General features: G+C 71.5%; 16 protein-coding genes. 7 read left to right on the forward strand and 9 right to left on the reverse strand.

Going from position 1 to position 16,110, the window contains the following annotated elements:
* Positions 1–552 precede the first annotated feature (552 nt).
* Positions 553–1,539 (forward strand): polysaccharide deacetylase family protein, encoded by a 987-nt coding sequence (locus ACIP9D_RS14595; RefSeq protein WP_350871841.1) that lies wholly within the window; start codon positions 553–555, stop codon positions 1,537–1,539.
* 91 nt (positions 1,540–1,630) lie between these two features.
* Positions 1,631–1,927 (forward strand): DUF1540 domain-containing protein, encoded by a 297-nt coding sequence (locus ACIP9D_RS14600; protein WP_350871840.1) that lies wholly within the window; start codon positions 1,631–1,633, stop codon positions 1,925–1,927.
* Positions 1,928–1,957: 30 nt separating this feature from the next.
* On the opposite strand, the gene ACIP9D_RS14605 is transcribed toward ACIP9D_RS14600, so the two are convergent.
* A complete protein-coding gene (locus ACIP9D_RS14605; RefSeq protein ID WP_350871838.1) occupies positions 1,958–3,964 on the reverse strand; it encodes a protein meaA in 2,007 nt (668 codons plus the stop codon).
* Positions 3,965–4,114: 150 nt separating this feature from the next.
* Here ACIP9D_RS14605 and ACIP9D_RS14610 point away from each other — a divergent pair, with 150 nt between their 5' ends.
* Both ACIP9D_RS14610 and ACIP9D_RS14615 read left to right on the forward strand, forming a co-directional pair.
* Positions 4,115–4,963 carry an ABC transporter ATP-binding protein gene (locus tag ACIP9D_RS14610; RefSeq protein ID WP_350871836.1) on the forward strand — a complete coding sequence of 283 codons (849 nt, stop codon included), beginning with the start codon at positions 4,115–4,117 and terminating at the stop codon, positions 4,961–4,963.
* Entirely contained in the window at positions 4,960–5,805 is an 846-nt protein-coding gene (locus ACIP9D_RS14615) for an ABC transporter permease (protein ID WP_350871834.1), read from the forward strand. The genes ACIP9D_RS14610 and ACIP9D_RS14615 overlap by 4 nt, the downstream gene beginning before the upstream one ends.
* A 28-nt stretch (positions 5,806–5,833) precedes the next feature.
* Here the strand turns inward: ACIP9D_RS14615 and ACIP9D_RS14620 are convergent, their stop codons facing one another.
* Positions 5,834–6,787, reverse strand: a complete 954-nt coding sequence (locus ACIP9D_RS14620) for a helix-turn-helix domain-containing protein (RefSeq protein ID WP_350871832.1) — start codon at positions 6,785–6,787, stop codon at positions 5,834–5,836.
* A 57-nt stretch (positions 6,788–6,844) separates the two neighbouring features.
* Here ACIP9D_RS14620 and ACIP9D_RS14625 point away from each other — a divergent pair, with 57 nt between their 5' ends.
* Complete coding sequence (locus ACIP9D_RS14625; protein ID WP_350871830.1) at positions 6,845–8,041, forward strand: MFS transporter; 1,197 nt, start codon at positions 6,845–6,847, stop codon at positions 8,039–8,041.
* Between the two features lie 74 nt (positions 8,042–8,115).
* Here ACIP9D_RS14625 and ACIP9D_RS14630 read toward each other — a convergent pair whose 3' ends face one another.
* The gene (locus ACIP9D_RS14630; protein WP_350871828.1) at positions 8,116–8,964 is read right to left on the reverse strand and encodes a 3-hydroxyacyl-CoA dehydrogenase family protein; all 849 of its coding nucleotides are present in this window, start codon (positions 8,962–8,964) and stop codon (positions 8,116–8,118) included.
* 79 nt (positions 8,965–9,043) lie between these two features.
* Positions 9,044–10,486, reverse strand: a complete 1,443-nt coding sequence (gene murA / locus ACIP9D_RS14635; RefSeq protein ID WP_350871826.1) for a UDP-N-acetylglucosamine 1-carboxyvinyltransferase — start codon at positions 10,484–10,486, stop codon at positions 9,044–9,046.
* Between murA and ACIP9D_RS14640 the strand changes: the two genes are divergently transcribed.
* Both ACIP9D_RS14640 and ACIP9D_RS14645 read left to right on the forward strand, forming a co-directional pair.
* A complete protein-coding gene (locus ACIP9D_RS14640; RefSeq protein ID WP_350871824.1) occupies positions 10,485–11,057 on the forward strand; it encodes a cob(I)yrinic acid a,c-diamide adenosyltransferase in 573 nt (190 codons plus the stop codon). The genes murA and ACIP9D_RS14640 overlap by 2 nt on opposite strands.
* Positions 11,033–11,446: a VOC family protein gene (locus ACIP9D_RS14645; protein ID WP_350871822.1), complete on the forward strand. Its 414-nt coding sequence runs from the start codon at positions 11,033–11,035 to the stop codon at positions 11,444–11,446. The genes ACIP9D_RS14640 and ACIP9D_RS14645 overlap by 25 nt, the downstream gene beginning before the upstream one ends.
* 102 nt (positions 11,447–11,548) lie before the next feature.
* Here ACIP9D_RS14645 and ACIP9D_RS14650 read toward each other — a convergent pair whose 3' ends face one another.
* The 5 genes from ACIP9D_RS14650 to ACIP9D_RS14670 all read right to left on the reverse strand — a co-directional run bounded on the left by ACIP9D_RS14650 (position 11,549) and on the right by ACIP9D_RS14670 (position 16,106).
* Positions 11,549–12,004, reverse strand: a complete 456-nt coding sequence (locus tag ACIP9D_RS14650) for a DUF2550 domain-containing protein (protein WP_350871820.1) — start codon at positions 12,002–12,004, stop codon at positions 11,549–11,551.
* 12 nt (positions 12,005–12,016) lie between these two features.
* The gene (locus ACIP9D_RS14655; RefSeq protein WP_350871818.1) at positions 12,017–12,301 is read right to left on the reverse strand and encodes a F0F1 ATP synthase subunit epsilon; all 285 of its coding nucleotides are present in this window, start codon (positions 12,299–12,301) and stop codon (positions 12,017–12,019) included.
* A gap of 90 nt (positions 12,302–12,391) precedes the next feature.
* The gene (locus ACIP9D_RS14660; RefSeq protein WP_350871816.1) at positions 12,392–13,534 is read right to left on the reverse strand and encodes an LCP family protein; all 1,143 of its coding nucleotides are present in this window, start codon (positions 13,532–13,534) and stop codon (positions 12,392–12,394) included.
* A 206-nt stretch (positions 13,535–13,740) separates the two neighbouring features.
* Positions 13,741–15,177 (reverse strand): F0F1 ATP synthase subunit beta, encoded by a 1,437-nt coding sequence (gene atpD, locus ACIP9D_RS14665; RefSeq protein ID WP_350871814.1) that lies wholly within the window; start codon positions 15,175–15,177, stop codon positions 13,741–13,743.
* Positions 15,177–16,106 carry a F0F1 ATP synthase subunit gamma gene (locus ACIP9D_RS14670; protein WP_350871812.1) on the reverse strand — a complete coding sequence of 310 codons (930 nt, stop codon included), beginning with the start codon at positions 16,104–16,106 and terminating at the stop codon, positions 15,177–15,179. Before ACIP9D_RS14670 ends, atpD begins: the two co-directional genes overlap by 1 nt.
* Between the last annotated feature and the right edge of the window lie 4 nt (positions 16,107–16,110).

Raw genomic sequence — 16,110 nt, forward strand, 5'->3', positions numbered from 1 at the left:
GGGCGCTCTTGAATCAGGGGGGAAAGTCTTCAAGGCCGGGCCACACGTCAGGGGCTCATCAGCCAGGGGGGCTCCGGCGCCTCGCGGTGCCGGGTCCAGATGTAACGACCGGCGGCCCGCCATCATTCCGGGGGGGCCGGGCCCGCCGGCCGGGACCAGATGTAACGACCCCGCGCCCGCCATCATTCCGGGGGCCACGCCCTCGCCGCCGACCGGCTGACGGGGCTGCTACCTCGGCCGTCGCGGATATTCAACGACGCCCGGCCACCCATCATTCCGGCCCCCGGATGCCCCCGGTCACACCGCAGACGGGCGCAATCCGCCCAGGCCACACCGGAGCGCACCGCAACCCGCCGTGCGGAACCGGACAGCCACCCCACATGTCGCCTGCGGATCTCGGCCAGAGCAGGCTTCCTCGATCGGCTCTGGTTCACGGAGGCCGGCGTATCCCGGCGGACCGGACACCCCGACATTCATCGAACCCGGGGCGGATCGGGGCCGGAGCGGACATCGGGGGCACCACGGGACGGGCGGCGCTGCGATCATCTCCCGGTGCCCGTGAAGAACATCCGCGTTCCGCTCACCGCGACGCTGGCCGCCCTGGCCGGCGTGGCGGCCCTGCTGACCGGCCCACTCCCCCGCCACGAGCCGGTGAACGCCAGCCTGGCCCGACTGCCCGGCGCCGACCGGGCCGAACACGGCGCACCCGGCCCGGGTGATCCGGCGGACATCCCGGACGCGACCGGTACAGCGGAGGCCGACGGCCGGGGTACGCCGGCGTCACCCGAGCCGGGCACCGCCTCGCCGCCGGCGGCCGGGGCGAGCTCCGTAGCGCCGCCCGGCGCGACCCGGCCCGGCACCCGGCCACCCGTGGTCGACCACGGGCCGCGTACCGGCAACAAGGTGGCACTCACCTTCGACGCGGACATGACCGACGCGATGCGGCGGCAACTGCGCAACGGCGCGGTGCGGTCGTACGCGAACCTGGCGATCATCGACCGGCTGGAGCGGGAGCAGGTGCCCGCGACGTTCTTTCTCACCGGCAAATGGGTCGAGCAGTACCCGCAGGTGACCCGGCGGCTGGCCGGCAACCCGCGCTTCGAGCTGGCCAACCACACCTACGGACACCTGGCCTTCACCCCGGACTGCTACCAACTGCCCCGGATCCGGGAGCGGGAGATGACCGCCGACGTGGCCCGGACGTTCGACGTGATCGCGCCGTACGGAGGCCGGCAGACCCGGTACTTCCGCTTCCCCGGCCTCTGCCACGACCGCGTCGCACTGACCGCCCTGGCACCGCTCGGCGTCACCGTGGTGGACGGCGATGTGGTGAGCGGCGACCCGTTCGCGACCTCGTGGCGGCCACTCGTCCGGGCGGTCCTGTCGCAGGCGCGTCCCGGTTCGGTGATCATCATGCACGTCACCGAGGCGAACGCGCCGATGACCGACGAGGCGCTGCCGCACATCCTGGCCGGCCTGGCCGAACGCGGGCTGCAACCGGCGCCGCTCTCCGAGGTGCTCGCCGACCCGCTGCGGTGACGGCGATCGGCTGGCCCCGCGGGGCGGGCGATCCGCAACCAGCCGGCCTGGCAAAAGCCTAAAATCTAGGCAAAAGCCCGAGGAGGCCGGCATGACCACAGCGATGCAGATGCCCCGCGTCGAGGAGTGTGTCGTCGCGGCGTGCGCGTACAACCAGACCGGCGACTGCCACGCCTTCGCCATCACCATCGGCAGCGCCGACCACGCGCACTGCCACACCTTCGTGGAGCTGCCGGTGCGCGCGGGTGTGGCCGACCTGATCGCTCAGGTCGGGGCCTGCCAGCGGGCCGACTGCCGGCACAACGCGCAGTTGGAGTGCCAGGCTCCGGCGATCCGGGTCGGCCCGGACAACGACCTCGCCGACTGCATGACCTACGACGAGCGCTGACCCCGGCCGCCGCAGACGGTCCCGGTCGGTTCAGGCCAGGCCGTTGGCCTCCCGGATCACCGTGACCAGCTCGTCGATGATGCCGGTGAGGGCGAAGTCCTTCGGGGTGAAGACCCGGGCCACGCCGGCGGCGCGGAGCTGGTCGGCGTCCCCGGCCGGGATGATGCCGCCGACCACCACCGGCAGGTCGCTCCGGCCGGCGGCGCGCAGCCCGTCCAGCACCGCCGGCACCGCCGCCAGGTGCGAACCGGAGAGCACGGAGAGCCCGACCAGGTCGACGTCCTCCTCGACGGCGGCCGCGACGATCTGCCCGGCGGTCAGCCGGATGCCCTGATAGACCACCTCGAAGCCGGCGTCCCGAGCCCGCACCGCGATCTGCTCGGCGCCGTTGGAGTGCCCGTCCAGGCCGGGCTTGCCGACCAGCAACCGCAGCCGGCCGCTGCCCAGCTCCCGGGCGGTGGCGGTGACCCGGTCCCGCACGTCGGCGAGCCCCGCGTCGGCGCCGGCGCCGGCACCCCCGGTCAGCCCGGTCGGCGCCCGGTACTCACCGAAGACCTGGCGGAGCGCACCCGCCCACTCGCCGGTGGTCACCCCGGCCCGTACACATTCCAGCGTCGCCGACATCAGGTTCGCGCTGGTCGCCGCGTCGGCGCGGAGCCGCGCCAGCGCCGCGTCGACCGCGGCGCCGTCCCGCTCGGCCCGCCACCGGCGTACGCCGGCCGAGGCGGCGGCCTCCACCGCCGGGTCCACCTGCTCGACCGCCTCCGCGCCGGCCGCGGTCAGCGGTGACTCCTCGGTCTCGGTGAACCGGTTGACCCCGACCACCACGTCCGAGCCGGCCTCCATCCGGCGCCGCCGGTCGGCCAGCGAGGCGACCAACGCGCTCTTCAGGTAGCCGGTCTCCACCGCGGCGACCACGCCACCCATCTCCAGCACCGCGTCCAGCTCGGTCCGGGCCCCGGTGACGATCTCGTCCACCAGGGCGGTCATCACGTGTGAGCCGGCGAAGAGGTCGGGGTATTCGAGCAGGTCCGACTCGTACGCGAGCACCTGCTGCATCCGCAGCGACCACTGCTGGTCCCAGGGCCGGGGCAGGCCGAGCGCCTCGTTCCAGGCGGGCAGCTGCACCGCGCGGGCCCGGGCGTCACGGGAGAGGGTGACCCCGAGCATCTCCAGCACGATGCGCTGGATGTTGTTCTCCGGCTGGGCCTCGGTCAGCCCCAGCGAGTTGACCTGCACCCCGTAGCGGAACCGGCGCTGCTTGGACTCGGTCACGCCGTACCGGTCCCGGGTGATCTCGTCCCAGAGCGCGCCGAAGGCGCGCATCTTGGCGATCTCCTCGACGAAGCGCACCCCGGCGTTGACGAAGAACGAGATCCGCTGCACCACCTCGCCCATCCGCTCGGCGGGCACCTGGCCGGAGTCGCGGACCGTGTCGAGCACGGCGACCGCGGTGGCCAGCGCGAAGCCGACCTCCTGCACCGGGGTCGCGCCCGCCTCCTGCAGGTGGTACGAGCAGATGTTGACCGGGTTCCACCGCGGCATCTCGCGCAGCGTGTACGCGATGACGTCGGCGGTCAGCCGCAGCGACGCCGCCGGCGGGAAGATGTGTGTCCCCCGGGACAGGTACTCCTTGATGATGTCGTTCTGGGTCGTCCCGGCGAAGCGGGTCGGCTCGGCGCCCTGTTCCTGGCCGACCGTGGCATAGAGGGCGAGCAGCCACATCGCCGGCGCGTTGATGGTCATCGAGGTGTTCATCTCGCCGAGCGGGATGCCGTCGAAGAGGGCCCGCATGTCGCCGAGGTGGGCGACCGGCACACCGACCCGGCCCACCTCGCCGGCGGCCAGCTCGTGGTCCGGGTCGTACCCGGTCTGGGTGGGCAGATCGAAGGCGACCGACAGCCCGGTCTGCCCCTTGGCGAGATTGCGACGGAAGAGGGCGTTGGTCGCGGCGGCCGAGCTGTGCCCGGCGTAGGTGCGCATCACCCAGGGGCGGTCGCGCTCCGGCAGCCGCCCAGGGAGGGCCTTCTCGTCCATGGCCGGAGTCTAAGTTACCGTTCAGTCACCTGGGCTGTGGAAAACCACACAGGTCCATGGAGGGGACGTCCGGGCGCGAAGGGCGCGACATGGCGGCGACCACCACACCCCGCCCAGCCCACCGCCGTCGCCAGGCCGCACACTTGACCCATGGATGACGAGCTCGCGATCTCGGTGCGAGGGCTGCGCAAGGCGTACGGCGACAACGTCGCGGTGGCCGGCCTGGACCTCGACGTCCGTCGCGGTGAGGTGTTCGCCCTGCTCGGCCCGAACGGCGCGGGCAAGACCACCACGGTGGAGATCCTGGAGGGCTATCGCCGCCGGGACACCGGCGAGGTCACCGTGCTGGGCAGCGATCCGGCGGCGCCGGCTGCCGACTGGCGGTCCCGGGTGGGCATCGTGCTCCAGGGCACCGGCGAGTTCGACGAGCTGACCGTCGCCGAGGTGGTCCGGCACTTCGCCGGCTTCTATCCCGACGCCGACGACCCGGACAAGGTGATCGAACGCGTCGGGCTGGCGGCCAAGGCCCGGGCCCGTACGCACACCCTCTCCGGCGGGCAGAAGCGCCGCCTCGACGTGGCGCTGGGCATCGTCGGCCGACCCGAGCTGCTCTTCCTGGACGAGCCGACCACCGGCTTCGACCCGGAGGCGCGCCGGGAGTTCTGGGAGCTGATCCGCGATCTGGCCGCCGCCGGCACCACCATCGTGCTCACCACCCACTACCTGGACGAGGCGGAGGCGCTGGCCGACCGGGTCGGCGTGATCGCCGGTGGCCGGCTGGTCGAGGTGGCCGCGCCGGACCAGCTCGGCAACCGCCAGGAGGCGCTGGCGACCGTCTCCTGGCGTACCCCGGAGGGCGCGGTGCAGAGCGCGCAGAGCGCGACGCCGACGGCGCTGGTGGCGGAGCTGGCCGCGCGCCACGGCGGCGAGGTGCCCGGGCTGACCGTGACCCGGCCGACCCTGGAAGACATCTATCTCACGATGATCGGACACCGATGACCACCACCACGAAGCCGGCGGCTCCGGTCGCCGCCAGCCCGGGCCGGCGGCCCGGTCCGGTCGCTCTCGGGCTGCGGCAGGGCCGGCTGGAGATCACCCAGTTCCTGCGCAGCCGGGAGTCCGTCGTGTTCACGATGGGCTTCCCGGTCATCATGATCCTGATCTTCGCGGCGATCTTCAGCGACGAGATCGCCTCCGGGGTCAGCTACACGCAGTACTTCATCACCGGCATGATCGCCACCGGCCTGATGACGGTGAGCTTCCAGAACCTCGGCATCTGGATCCCGATCGAGCGGGACCGCGGGGTGTTGAAGCGCTACCGGGGCACGCCGATGCCGAAGTGGGTCTACTTCGCCGGCAAGGTGCTCATGGTGGTGGCGATCGGCGTCGCGGAGACGCTGCTGCTGCTCGCCGTCTCGGTGGCGTTCTTCGACCTGGACCTGCCGGGCAGCTCCGGGCGGTGGCTCACCTTCGGCTGGGTCTCCCTGCTCGGGGTGACGGCCTGCACGCTGTGCGGCATCGCCATCTCCTCGCTGGCCCGCACCGCGCGCAGCGGCTCCGCCGTGGTCACCCCGGTCGCGCTGGTGCTCCAGTTCATCTCCGGGGTGTTCTTCGTCTTCACCGAGCTGCCGAGCTGGATGCAGCAGGTGGCCGCGCTCTTCCCGCTCAAGTGGATGTGCCAGGGGCTGCGCTCGGTCTTCCTGCCGGAGAGCTTCGGCGGCCAGGAGCCCGGCGGCTCGTTCGAGCTGGGCCGCGTCGCCCTGGTCCTCGGCGCCTGGTGCGTGATCGGCCTGGTGCTCTGCCTGACCACCTTCCGCTGGACCACCAAGCGGGACGGCTGAACCACCCCAGCGGGCCGGGCGACCCCGTTCACCCGCCGGCGGCGAGCGCGGCACCGAGCGGCGTACGCCAGTAGAGCACCTCGCGCCCGGACCGCCGTTTGCTGACGGCGCCCGCGTCGAGCAGCACCCGCAGGTGGTCACTCACCGTCCCGAGGGACAGCCCGGTCACCACCACCAGCTGCGAGGTGCTCAGCGGCGCGTCCAGCCGGGCCAGGATGTTGGCCCGGTTCGCGCCGATCAGCCGGGCGAGGCCGTCGGGCGCCGGTGAGGTGGGATCCACCAGGATTCCGCGCACCGGATAGACCATCCCGAACCGGGTGGGCAGGTCCCACACCACCCAGCCGCGGCGGCAGTGCGCCGGCAGAAAGACCAGCTGCTCGGCCTCGTCCAGCGACAGCGGCGGCTCCGGGTAGTCGTTGATCTGGAGCCGGCCGTCGCCCAGCCAGCGCATGTTGCGATTGAGATCGGCGATCACCCCCGCCCAGCCGCCCGTGCTCAACGCGCTGGTGCGGGCGACGATGTCCGCCCGCAACCGGCGTTCCCGCTCCGGCCACTCCGGCTCGACGGTGTGCGTCCAGACCCAGTCGAGCAGTGCCACCACCTGACCGGTGAGGCCGTCCGCCAGCAACTCGGCGGCGAGCGGCTCCGGGCGGGTGGCCCGCAGGTCGGCCCGGATCTGCTCGTCGGGCAACCGGCCGACGGTCGCCAGCTCGGCCGGGAACGTCGGTTCCGACTGGGCGGGCGCGATGGTGAGGAAGTCGGCGACCCATCGTGAATTGAACGACGCGGACAGCAGCGCCCGGACCACCGGCCGGGCGGCCAGCAGCCGCTGGAACGCCTCGGCGTGCGGCCTTCCCCAGGCCCGCTGCCAGGGCGTACGCGGGTTGTACAGGGCGCGCAGCGCGGCGACCGTCTCGACCATCGGCGAGACCGTGAAGCGGCTGCGCGCGAGCAGATCCGACGGCACCTGCCAGACGCCCATGTTTCGCCTCCAGACGTAACTCTAGGAGACGCACCCGGCGCCCGGGACGATCGTCCCGTGAGGACGTACGCAGACCTGTTCGCCGCCCGCGAGTTCCGCAACCTGTTCCTGGCCAACTGCGCGGGGATCGCCGCGCACACCACATCGGCGCTGGCGCTCGGCGCGTTGACCTACGCGTCGACCGGCTCGGCGCTGCTCACCGCCCTGAGCATGTTCGGCGCGCCGCTGGCCGGCGTGCTCGGCAGCCTGACGTTGCTGTCGGCCGCGGACAGCCTGCCACCCCGCCGGGCACTGACCCTCACCGCGCTGCTGGTCGCCGCCGGGGCGGCGGTGCAGGCGATACCCGGGCTGCCGCTGTGGGCCCGCTTCGCGATCATCTTCGTCAGCGCGTACGTCGGCTCGATCACCGGTGGGGCCCGGTGGGCCCTGCTCACCGACATCGTCCCCGCCAACGCCTACGTACTGGCCCGGGCCACCATGAACACGAGCGTCGGGGTGATGCAGATCGCCGGGTTCGGGCTGGCCGGCGCCCTGCTCGTCTGGCTGAGCCCGTACCAGGTGTTCCTGCTCGCCGCGGCGCTACGGGCGGTGGCCGCCGCGGTGGGCTGGTTCGGGCTGGCCGAACGCCCGGTCCGGGTCACCGAGCGGACGACGATCAGGCGCACGCTCCGGGTGAACCGGGAACTGTGGGCACACCCGGGCCGCCGGTCGCTGCTGTTGAACCTCTGGGTGCCCAACGGTCTGATCGTCGGGTGCGAGGCGCTCTTCGTCCCGTACGCCGGCGACCGCGCCGGCTTCCTCTTCGCCGCCGCCGCCCTCGGCATGCTGACCGGGGACGTGGTGGTCGGGCGGTTCCTGACCGCGGCCCGCCGGGAGCGGTGGGTTCCCGCCCTGCGGTTGCTGCTCGCCGTCCCCTACCTGGTGTTCCTGCTGTCGCCGCCGCTACCGGTGGCCATGCTCGTCGCGCTGGTCGCCTCGGTCGGCTTCGCCGCCGGGCTGCCGCTGCAGGAGCGGCTGATCGCCCACTCGCCACCCGAGGCCCGAGGCCAGGTGCTCGGCCTGCACCAGAACGGCATGATGGCCGGGCAGGCGGTGTGCGCCGCGCTCGCCGGCACGGTCGCGGACCTGGTCCCGGTGTACTGGGCCGTCGCGCTGCTGGCCGGGGCGTCGCTGGCCGCCACCGTCGCGCTCACCTCCGGGCTGCGGCGGACCACCCCCGAACCGGTCCCGGCGGTACCGGCGCCGTCGGCCTGAGCACGGCGCCGGGCGCCGGCGACCACCCGCCCCCTGCGGGGCGAGCGCCGCCGGTGCCCGGCGTCGAGGTCGGCTCAGTACGTGTAGAAGCCCTTGCCGGTCTTGCGGCCGAGGTCGCCCGCGGTCGCCATCCGCTGGAGCAGCTCCGGCGGGAAGAACTTCTCGTCTGCCGTGTCGGTGTAGATGTTCTTCGCCGCGTGCAGCAGCACGTCGACCCCGGTCAGGTCGGTGGTGGCCAGCGGGCCCATGGCGTGGCCGAAGCCGAGCCGGCAGGCGGTGTCCAGGTCCTCGGCCGACACCACGCCGGACTCGACCAGCTTGACCGCCTCGACCACCAGCGCGGCGATCAGCCGGGTGGTGACGAACCCGGCGATGTCCCGGTTGACCACCACCACCGTCTTGCCGATCTCCTCGGCGAACGCCTTGGCGGTGGCCAGCGTGGCGTCGCTGGTCTTGTAGCCCCGAACCAGCTCGCAGAGCTGCATCATCGGCACCGGCGAGAAGAAGTGGGTGCCGACCACGGACTCGGGGCGCTCGGTCACCGCGGCGATCTGGGTCACCGGGATGGCCGACGTGTTGGTCGCGAGGATCGCGTCGGACTTGCAGATCTTGTCCAGCGCCCGGAACACCTCGTGCTTGATCTCCAACCGTTCGAAGACCGCCTCCACCACGATGTCCGCGTCGGCGGCGGCCTCCAGATCGGTGGTCGGGGTGATCCGGCCCAGCACCGCCTCGACCTCGGAAGCCTCGATCTTGCCCTTCTCGGCGAACTTCTCCAGCGACTTCCGGATGCCGGCGACGCCCCGGCCGGTGGCCGTGTCGTCCAGGTCCCGCAGCGTCACCTGCCAGCCCGCCTGCGCCGCCACCTGGGCGATCCCGGAGCCCATCAGCCCCGCCCCGACGACTGCGAGTCGACCCGCCATCTGCTTCTCCCTCGCCTGATTGAGTGTCTGCCAGCACCCTAGTCGGCGAGCCTGAACGACCGCTAAGCCGTCTCCGGGGTCAGATGGTCAGCTCGGGCTCCTCCGGGGCCGTGCCGCGCTCGACCTCCACGCCCAGTGCCCGCAGATCCGCGACGAAGTCCGGGTAGCCGCGGTCGACGTGGTGCACGTGCGAGACCTCGGTGACCCCGTCCGCGCAGAGGCCCGCGATGATCAGCCCCGCTCCGGCCCGGATGTCGGTGGCCCGCACCGGCGCCCCGGAGAGGCTGTCCCGGCCCCTTACCACCGCGTGGTGCCCGTCGGTCTTGATGTCGGCGCCGAGGCGCATCATCTCGTTGGCGAACATGAACCGGCCGTCGAAGATGTTCTCCGTGATCAGCGACGCGCCGTCGCTCACCGCGGCCAGCCCGATCGCCATCGGCAGCAGGTCGGTGGCGAAGCCGGGGAACGGCAGGGTCACCACGTCCACCGCGACCGGCCGCTCGTCCATCCGGATCCGGAACGCGTCCCCCCGGGTCTCCACCAGCCCCCCGGCGGCGACCAGCTTGTCCAGCGCGACCTCCAGGAAGGCCGGGTCGGCCCCGGTCACCGTCACATCGCCCCGGGTCATCGCCGCGCCGAACGCCCAGGTGCCGGCGACGATCCGGTCCCCCACCGTGGCGTGCCGCACCGGCCGCAGCGCGGGCACCCCCTCGATGTGCAGGGTGGACGTGCCGGCGCCGGAGATCTGCGCGCCCATCTGCTGGAGCATCGTGCAGATGTCCACGATCTCCGGTTCCCGGGCCGCGTTGTCGATCACCGTGGCACCGCGCGCCAGCACCGCCGCCATCACCAGGTTCTCGGTGGCACCCACGCTCGGAAAGTCCAGCATGATCTCGGCGCCGTGCAGGCCGTGCGGCGCGGAGGCGATGACGAAGCCGTGCTCGCCGGAGATCTCGGCGCCCATCCGGGTCAGACCGGAGATGTGCATGTCCAGGCCGCGCGAGCCGATGGCGTCGCCGCCCGGGTGGGCCACTCGCACGTACCCCCGACGGGCCAGCAGCGGGCCGAGCACGCAGATCGAGGCCCGCAGCCGGCGGACCAGGTCGTAGTCGGCGTCCGCGCCCGGCTGCTCGGGCACGTCGATGGAGACCGACCGGGACCGGGCCACCCCACCCCGGGCCACCATCGGATCCACCGGATCGTCCGCGTCGAACCGGACGTCACAGCCGAGCCGGCGCAGTACCTCGCCCATGATCGCGATGTCGGTGATCCGCGGGACGTTGGTGATCACGCTGCGCCCGGGTGCGAGCAGCGCGGCCGCCATCAGCTTCAATGCCGAGTTCTTGGCCCCCACGACGTGCACCGTGCCGGCCAGCCGGGCGCCACCGGCGACCCGGATGACGTCGATGTCGTTGACCGCGGTATCACCGGCGTCACCGGGCCCGACCGTTGCCGGCCAGCCGGCGACGGCATCCGGCCGCGCCGGGATCGTCAGGTCCGGTATCCGTAGGCTGTGCGTCATGGCCGTCCACCTCACGCGCATCTACACGAAGGCCGGCGATGCCGGCATGACAAGGCTGAGCAACAACGAGCAGGTGCCGAAGACCGATCCACGGATCGCCGCGTACGCCGACGTCGACGAGTGCAACGCGGCGATCGGCGTCGCGCTCGCCCTGGGGCAGCTCGACGACGAGCTGCGGGTGGTGCTCGGGTCGATCCAGAACGACATGTTCGACGTGGGCGCCGACCTGTCCACCCCCGTCGAACCGGAGCCGAAGTATCCGCCGCTGCGCGTCACCGAGGAGTACGTCGAGCGCCTCGAGGGCTGGTGCGACGAGTACAACGCGCGCCTGAGCAAGCTCGACTCCTTCATCCTCCCCGGCGGCACCGCGGGTGCGGCACTGCTGCACGTGGCGCGGACCACCGCCCGGCGTGCCGAGCGTGCGGCATGGGCGCTGGTCAGCCACGACCCGGAGCGGACCAGCACTCTCCCGGCAAAGTATCTCAACCGACTCTCTGATCTGCTCTTTATCCTGGCAAGAACGGCAAATCCGGCCGGAGATGTGCTATGGGTTCCGGGCGGGACGCGCTGACGGTCGGCGCGCTGCACCACGTCGAGCTCTGGATCCCCGACCTGGCCGCCGCCACACACAGTTGGGGCTGGCTCCTCGGCGAGCTGGGCTGGACGCCCTTCCAGCAGTGGCCGGCCGGGCGCTCCTGGCGGCTCGGCCCGACGTACCTGGTGCTGGAGGAGTCGCCGGCGATGCGCGACGGGCGGCACGACCGGCACGCGCCCGGGCTCAACCACCTCGCCTTCCACGCCGGCCCGCCGGCCGCGGTGGACCGTCTGGTCGCGGAGGCGCCGGGGTACGGCTGGACGCTGCTCTTCCCGGACCGGCACCCGCACGCCGGCGGCCCGCAGACCTATGCCGGCTACCTCAGCGACGGTCAGGGCTACGAGGTGGAGCTGGTCGCCGGATGATCCCGGCACCAGCGTCCCCTCGGTGCGCAGTGCTCGTTGCCGTCAGGCGCACCCCGCCGGCTGCGCGCCGGACGGGCGGGCGGTTCGGCGGGGCCGGGCGACTCAGGCCGCCGGCCAGTCCTGGGAGGCCAGACGCGGCGAGACCGCCCCGGGTGGGGCGGCCTCGAGCCAGGAGAGGAAGCCGGTGACCGTGGATCGCGCCATGGCGATCTCCACCGGTGCGTGGTGACTGGTACAGCGGAGGATGACCCAGTCGGCCGGCATGGACAGCCGTTCCTGCCCCTCGGGCAACCGCCGTCGCTCGACCGCCAACCCCTTGCGGGAGAGCACCCGCTTGGGCCGCAGCGCGAAGCTGAACATCCGGTACCAGCGAAGCTCGTCGCCGGCGAACCGGCCGAAGCCGGGCGACCAGCCTCGGCCGTCGAGCATCGTGGAGACCCGGACGCTGAGCCGGATGATGCCACCGCTACGGGTGACCAGGGCTCGCCGGACGAAGAGGAACAGGATCGCGCCGAGAAGGACAGCGAAGCCGATTCCGATCCCTTCGACGATCTCCATCGACGGTGGGGCTCAGCGACTCTGCGCGGAGTCGACCGGGGTGGCGCTCTCGGCGAGGACGGTGACACCCTCGGCGCTCACCGAGAGGAAGCCACCGGCCACCTCGTAGGAGACCTGCTGACCGCCGGCGAGCTTGATCCGGACCTGGCCGGGCTCGGCGAGCTGGCCGAGCAGAGGCGCGTGCCCGGGCAGCACACCCAGCTCACCCTCGGTCGTCCGGGCAACCACCATCTCGGCGTCGCCGGACCAGACCTTCTCCTCGACGGCTACCAGCTCGACGTGAAGCTGCTGTGCCACGCTGTCTCCTTGCTGCGGCGGCGGATTGGGCAAAGTCTAGTCCGGCCGCCGCGGCGTCCCCAAGGCGGGTGGCGAGAGCTGGGCCACGACTCACTTGGTCTTGTTCTGGAACTCCGGGTGCTCCAGCAGGAACGGGTCGAGCTGCTCGTTGTGCAGGGCGGTGAAGAAGTCGTCCACGCCGGGCTGGAACTGCTCGCCCTTGTACTTCTTGCCCTCGAAGACCCCACCGCCGGGCAGCTTGATCATCTGGATGGTGTTGGGGCGGATGTTCTTCAGCGCGATGGCGAAGTCGACCACGCTGCTCCCCCGGCCGTTGAAGATCAGCGACTGGCCGGCGGCGCGCAGCACCCGGTCCAGCTTGATCGGGTTGGTCACCACGTCCGCGCTGAACGCCTGGCCGACCATCGCCTTGACGAACTGCTGCTGGTGGCGCTGCCGCCCGTAGTCGGCGTCCGGGACGCCGTTCTTCGGATAGCGCTGCCGGACGTAGTCCAGCGCCTGCCAGCCGGACAGGTGGCGGTTGCCCTTCTTGTACACCGCCTGCGGCCCGATGTAGCCCTCACCGTTCGGGTTGCCCTGGCGGTGCACGCCGCTCGGCTCGCGGTGCTCGGACTTCACGTCGCGCTCGATGTACATGTTGACGCCGCCCATCGCGTCGACGATCTTCTGGAAGCCGGTGAAGTTGATGATCGCGCCGGCGTCGAAGCGCTTGATGCCGGTGACCTCCTGCACCGTCATGGCCAGCAGCTCGAAGCCGCGGGCGGCGTCCGGGTTCTCCCCGGGCACCCGGCTGCCGTACGACATCGCGGCGTTCAGCTTGTCGGTGCCGCCGTTGAAGTCGGCCTTGCCGAACTTCGGGATCTCGACGCGGAGGTCCCGGGGCAGCGAGAAGAGGTAGGCCCGGTCCATCTCGGCGGGCACGTGCAGCACCATGATCGAGTCGGCCAGCGGCGGGGTCTCCGGATTGCGCGGGTCGATGCCGACCAGCAGGATGTTGAGCGGGCCCTTGATGTCGCTCTTGCGCTCCTGGGCGCCGGCGGCCTGGTCGCCGAAGAGGTCCGCCTTGCCGACCGCGCCCTCGTAGCGGGCCATCAGCACCTCGGTGCCGACCAGCACCGCGCCGCTGAGCACCATCAGCACGGTGCCGAAGACGGTGCAGATCCGGGCCCACCGCGGCACACCCCGCCAGATGGACTTCCTGCGGCCGCTCTTGCCGGCCTTACCCACGAGCATCTCCGATCGTCACGCCTATAAAGACGGCGCGCGTAGCCGAAACAGTTGCACGAATCAGCGCCCGATCCCGGCGAGCGCGCGTTGAACCGTACCGTGACGGCCACGCCGCTGCCGACCGCGACGAGTCGGGCAGCGGCGATGATAGGTCCCGAAGATGAACAAAAGGCCGCCCCGGCATTGCCGGGGCGGCCTTTTTCGGGGCTTGGTCAGCCCTTCATCAGCTCCTGCGCCTTGCGCTCCAGGTCCTCGAGACCGCCGCACATGAAGAACGCCTGCTCGGGGAAGTGGTCGTACTCACCCTCGCTGATCTTCCGGAACGCCTCGATGGTCTCCTTGATCGGGACCGTCGAACCCGGCACGCCGGTGAACTGCTCCGCCGCGTAGGTGTTCTGGGACAGGAAGCGCTCGATCCGGCGGGCCCGGCCGACCGTGACCTTGTCCTCCTCGGAGAGCTCCTCGATGCCGAGGATGGCGATGATGTCCTGCAGGTCCTTGTAGCGCTGCAGGATCCGCTTCACCTCGGTGGCCACCTGGAAGTGCTCGGCGCCGACGAACTCCGGGGCGAGGATCCGGGACGAGGACGCCAGCGGGTCCACGGCCGGGTAGATGCCCTTGTCGGAGATCGACCGCTCCAGGTTGGTGGTCGCGTCCAGGTGGGCGAACGTGGTGGCCGGGGCGGGGTCGGTGTAGTCGTCCGCCGGCACGTAGATCGCCTGCATCGAGGTGATGGCCTGGCCCCGGACGGAGGTGATCCGCTCCTGGAGCTCGCCCATCTCGTCGGCCAGGGTCGGCTGGTAACCCACCGCGCTCGGCATCCGGCCGAGCAGGGTGGAGACCTCCGAACCGGCCTGGGTGAAGCGGAAGATGTTGTCGATGAAGAGCAGCACCTCCTGCTTCTTCACGTCGCGGAAGTACTCGGCCATGGTCAGCGCCGAGAGCGCCACCCGCAGCCGGGTGCCCGGCGGCTCGTCCATCTGGCCGTAGACCAGCGCGGTCTTGTCGATGACGCCGGACTCGGTCATCTCGGCGATGAGGTCGTTGCCCTCGCGGGTGCGCTCACCCACGCCGGCGAAGACCGAGGTACCACCGAAGTTGCGGGCCACTCGGGTGATCATCTCCTGGATGAGCACCGTCTTGCCCACGCCCGCGCCGCCGAACAGGCCGATCTTGCCGCCCTTGACGTACGGGGCGAGCAGGTCGATCACCTTGATGCCGGTCTCCAGCATCTCGGTCTTCGGCTCCAGGTCCGCGAAGGCCGGGGCCTTGCGGTGGATACCCCAGTGGTCGTCCGGGGTGAGGGTCTCGCCCTCGGTGAGGTTGAGGACCTCGCCGATCGCGTTGAACACGTGACCCTTGACGGCGTCGCCCACCGGCACGGTGATCGGCGAGCCGGAGTCGCGCACCTCCGCGCCGCGGACCAGGCCGTCGGTCGGCTGCATCGAGATGGCGCGGACCATGTTGTCACCCAGGTGCTGGGCGACCTCCAGGGTCAGCGTCTTCTCACCGCCGGACAGGTTCACGTCGACGTTCAGGGCGTTGAACAGGGCCGGCATGGCGTCGCGCGGGAACTCGGCGTCGACGACCGGGCCGATGACCCGGACCACGCGACCCGTGGCCGTCTTGGTCTCTACTGGGGCAGTCATCACACTTCACTTCCCGACGCGGCAAGCGCGTTCGCGCCGCCGACGATCTCGCTGATCTCCTGGGTGATCCCGGCCTGGCGGGCCGTGTTCATCTCACGCGTGTACTTCTCGATCATCTCTTCGGCGTTGTCGGTGGCGCTCTTCATCGCCCGCCGCCGGGCCGCCGACTCGCTCGCCGCCGACTCGATCAACGCCGCGTAGATCCGCGTGTTGATGTACTTCGGCAGCAGCGCGTCGAGCAGCGCCTCCGCCTCCGGCTCGAACTCGTACGCCGGCAGCAGCCCCTCGGAGCGCGGCCGGTCCTCGACCTGCATCGGCCCGATGATCTTGGCAACCGGAGTCTGGGTCATCAGCGAGTGGAACTCGGTGTAGACGATGTGCAGCTCGTCGATCCCGAGCACCCCGTCCACCCCGCCGCCGCCGTCGACGTCGTCCGCACCGGCCGTGAACGCCTTGATCAGCGTCTCGCCCACGGTGCGGGCGTCGGCGAACGCCGGCTGCTCGCTGAACCCGGTCCAGCTCTCCTCGATCGGCCGCTCGCGGAACCGGTAGAACCCGACACCCTTGCGCCCGACGACGTAGAGCACCGGCTCCTTGCCGTCGGCCCGGAGCCGGGCGATCAGCGACTCGGCCGTCTTGATCGCGTTGGAGCTGTAGCCGCCGGCCAGCCCACGGTCGCTGGTGACCAGCAGGACGCCCGCCCGCCGCACCCGCTCGCGCGGGGTGAGCAGCGGGTGGTCGATCCGTGCGTTGGACGCCAGCGCCGTGAGCACACCGGTGATGGCCTGGGCGTACGGCAGGGACGCCTCCACCCGGGCCTGGGCCTTGGCGATCCGGCTCGTCGCCACGAGCTCCATCGCCTTGGTGATCTTCTTCATCGACTTCGCCGAGCGGATTCGTTGACGAAGAACGCGTACCTGGGCCGCCATGGGA

The organism is Micromonospora sp. NPDC093243, assembly GCF_044753725.1.
Taxonomy (GTDB): domain Bacteria; phylum Actinomycetota; class Actinomycetes; order Mycobacteriales; family Micromonosporaceae; genus Micromonospora.

Excerpts from the sequence above, each read along its gene's own strand:
- ACIP9D_RS14600 (WP_350871840.1), top strand. The coding sequence starts at position 1,631 with ATGACCACAGCGATGCAGATGCCCCGCGTCGAGGAGTGTGTCGTCGCG.
- ACIP9D_RS14605 (WP_350871838.1), bottom strand. The coding sequence starts at position 3,964 with ATGGACGAGAAGGCCCTCCCTGGGCGGCTGCCGGAGCGCGACCGCCCC.
- ACIP9D_RS14610 (WP_350871836.1), top strand. The coding sequence starts at position 4,115 with ATGGATGACGAGCTCGCGATCTCGGTGCGAGGGCTGCGCAAGGCGTAC.
- ACIP9D_RS14615 (WP_350871834.1), top strand. The coding sequence starts at position 4,960 with ATGACCACCACCACGAAGCCGGCGGCTCCGGTCGCCGCCAGCCCGGGC.
- ACIP9D_RS14620 (WP_350871832.1), bottom strand. The coding sequence starts at position 6,787 with ATGGGCGTCTGGCAGGTGCCGTCGGATCTGCTCGCGCGCAGCCGCTTC.
- ACIP9D_RS14630 (WP_350871828.1), bottom strand. The coding sequence starts at position 8,964 with ATGGCGGGTCGACTCGCAGTCGTCGGGGCGGGGCTGATGGGCTCCGGG.
- ACIP9D_RS14640 (WP_350871824.1), top strand. The coding sequence starts at position 10,485 with ATGGCCGTCCACCTCACGCGCATCTACACGAAGGCCGGCGATGCCGGC.
- murA (WP_350871826.1), bottom strand. The coding sequence starts at position 10,486 with ATGACGCACAGCCTACGGATACCGGACCTGACGATCCCGGCGCGGCCG.
- ACIP9D_RS14645 (WP_350871822.1), top strand. The coding sequence starts at position 11,033 with ATGGGTTCCGGGCGGGACGCGCTGACGGTCGGCGCGCTGCACCACGTC.
- ACIP9D_RS14650 (WP_350871820.1), bottom strand. The coding sequence starts at position 12,004 with ATGGAGATCGTCGAAGGGATCGGAATCGGCTTCGCTGTCCTTCTCGGC.
- ACIP9D_RS14660 (WP_350871816.1), bottom strand. The coding sequence starts at position 13,534 with ATGCTCGTGGGTAAGGCCGGCAAGAGCGGCCGCAGGAAGTCCATCTGG.
- atpD (WP_350871814.1), bottom strand. The coding sequence starts at position 15,177 with ATGACTGCCCCAGTAGAGACCAAGACGGCCACGGGTCGCGTGGTCCGG.
- ACIP9D_RS14670 (WP_350871812.1), bottom strand. The coding sequence starts at position 16,106 with ATGGCGGCCCAGGTACGCGTTCTTCGTCAACGAATCCGCTCGGCGAAG.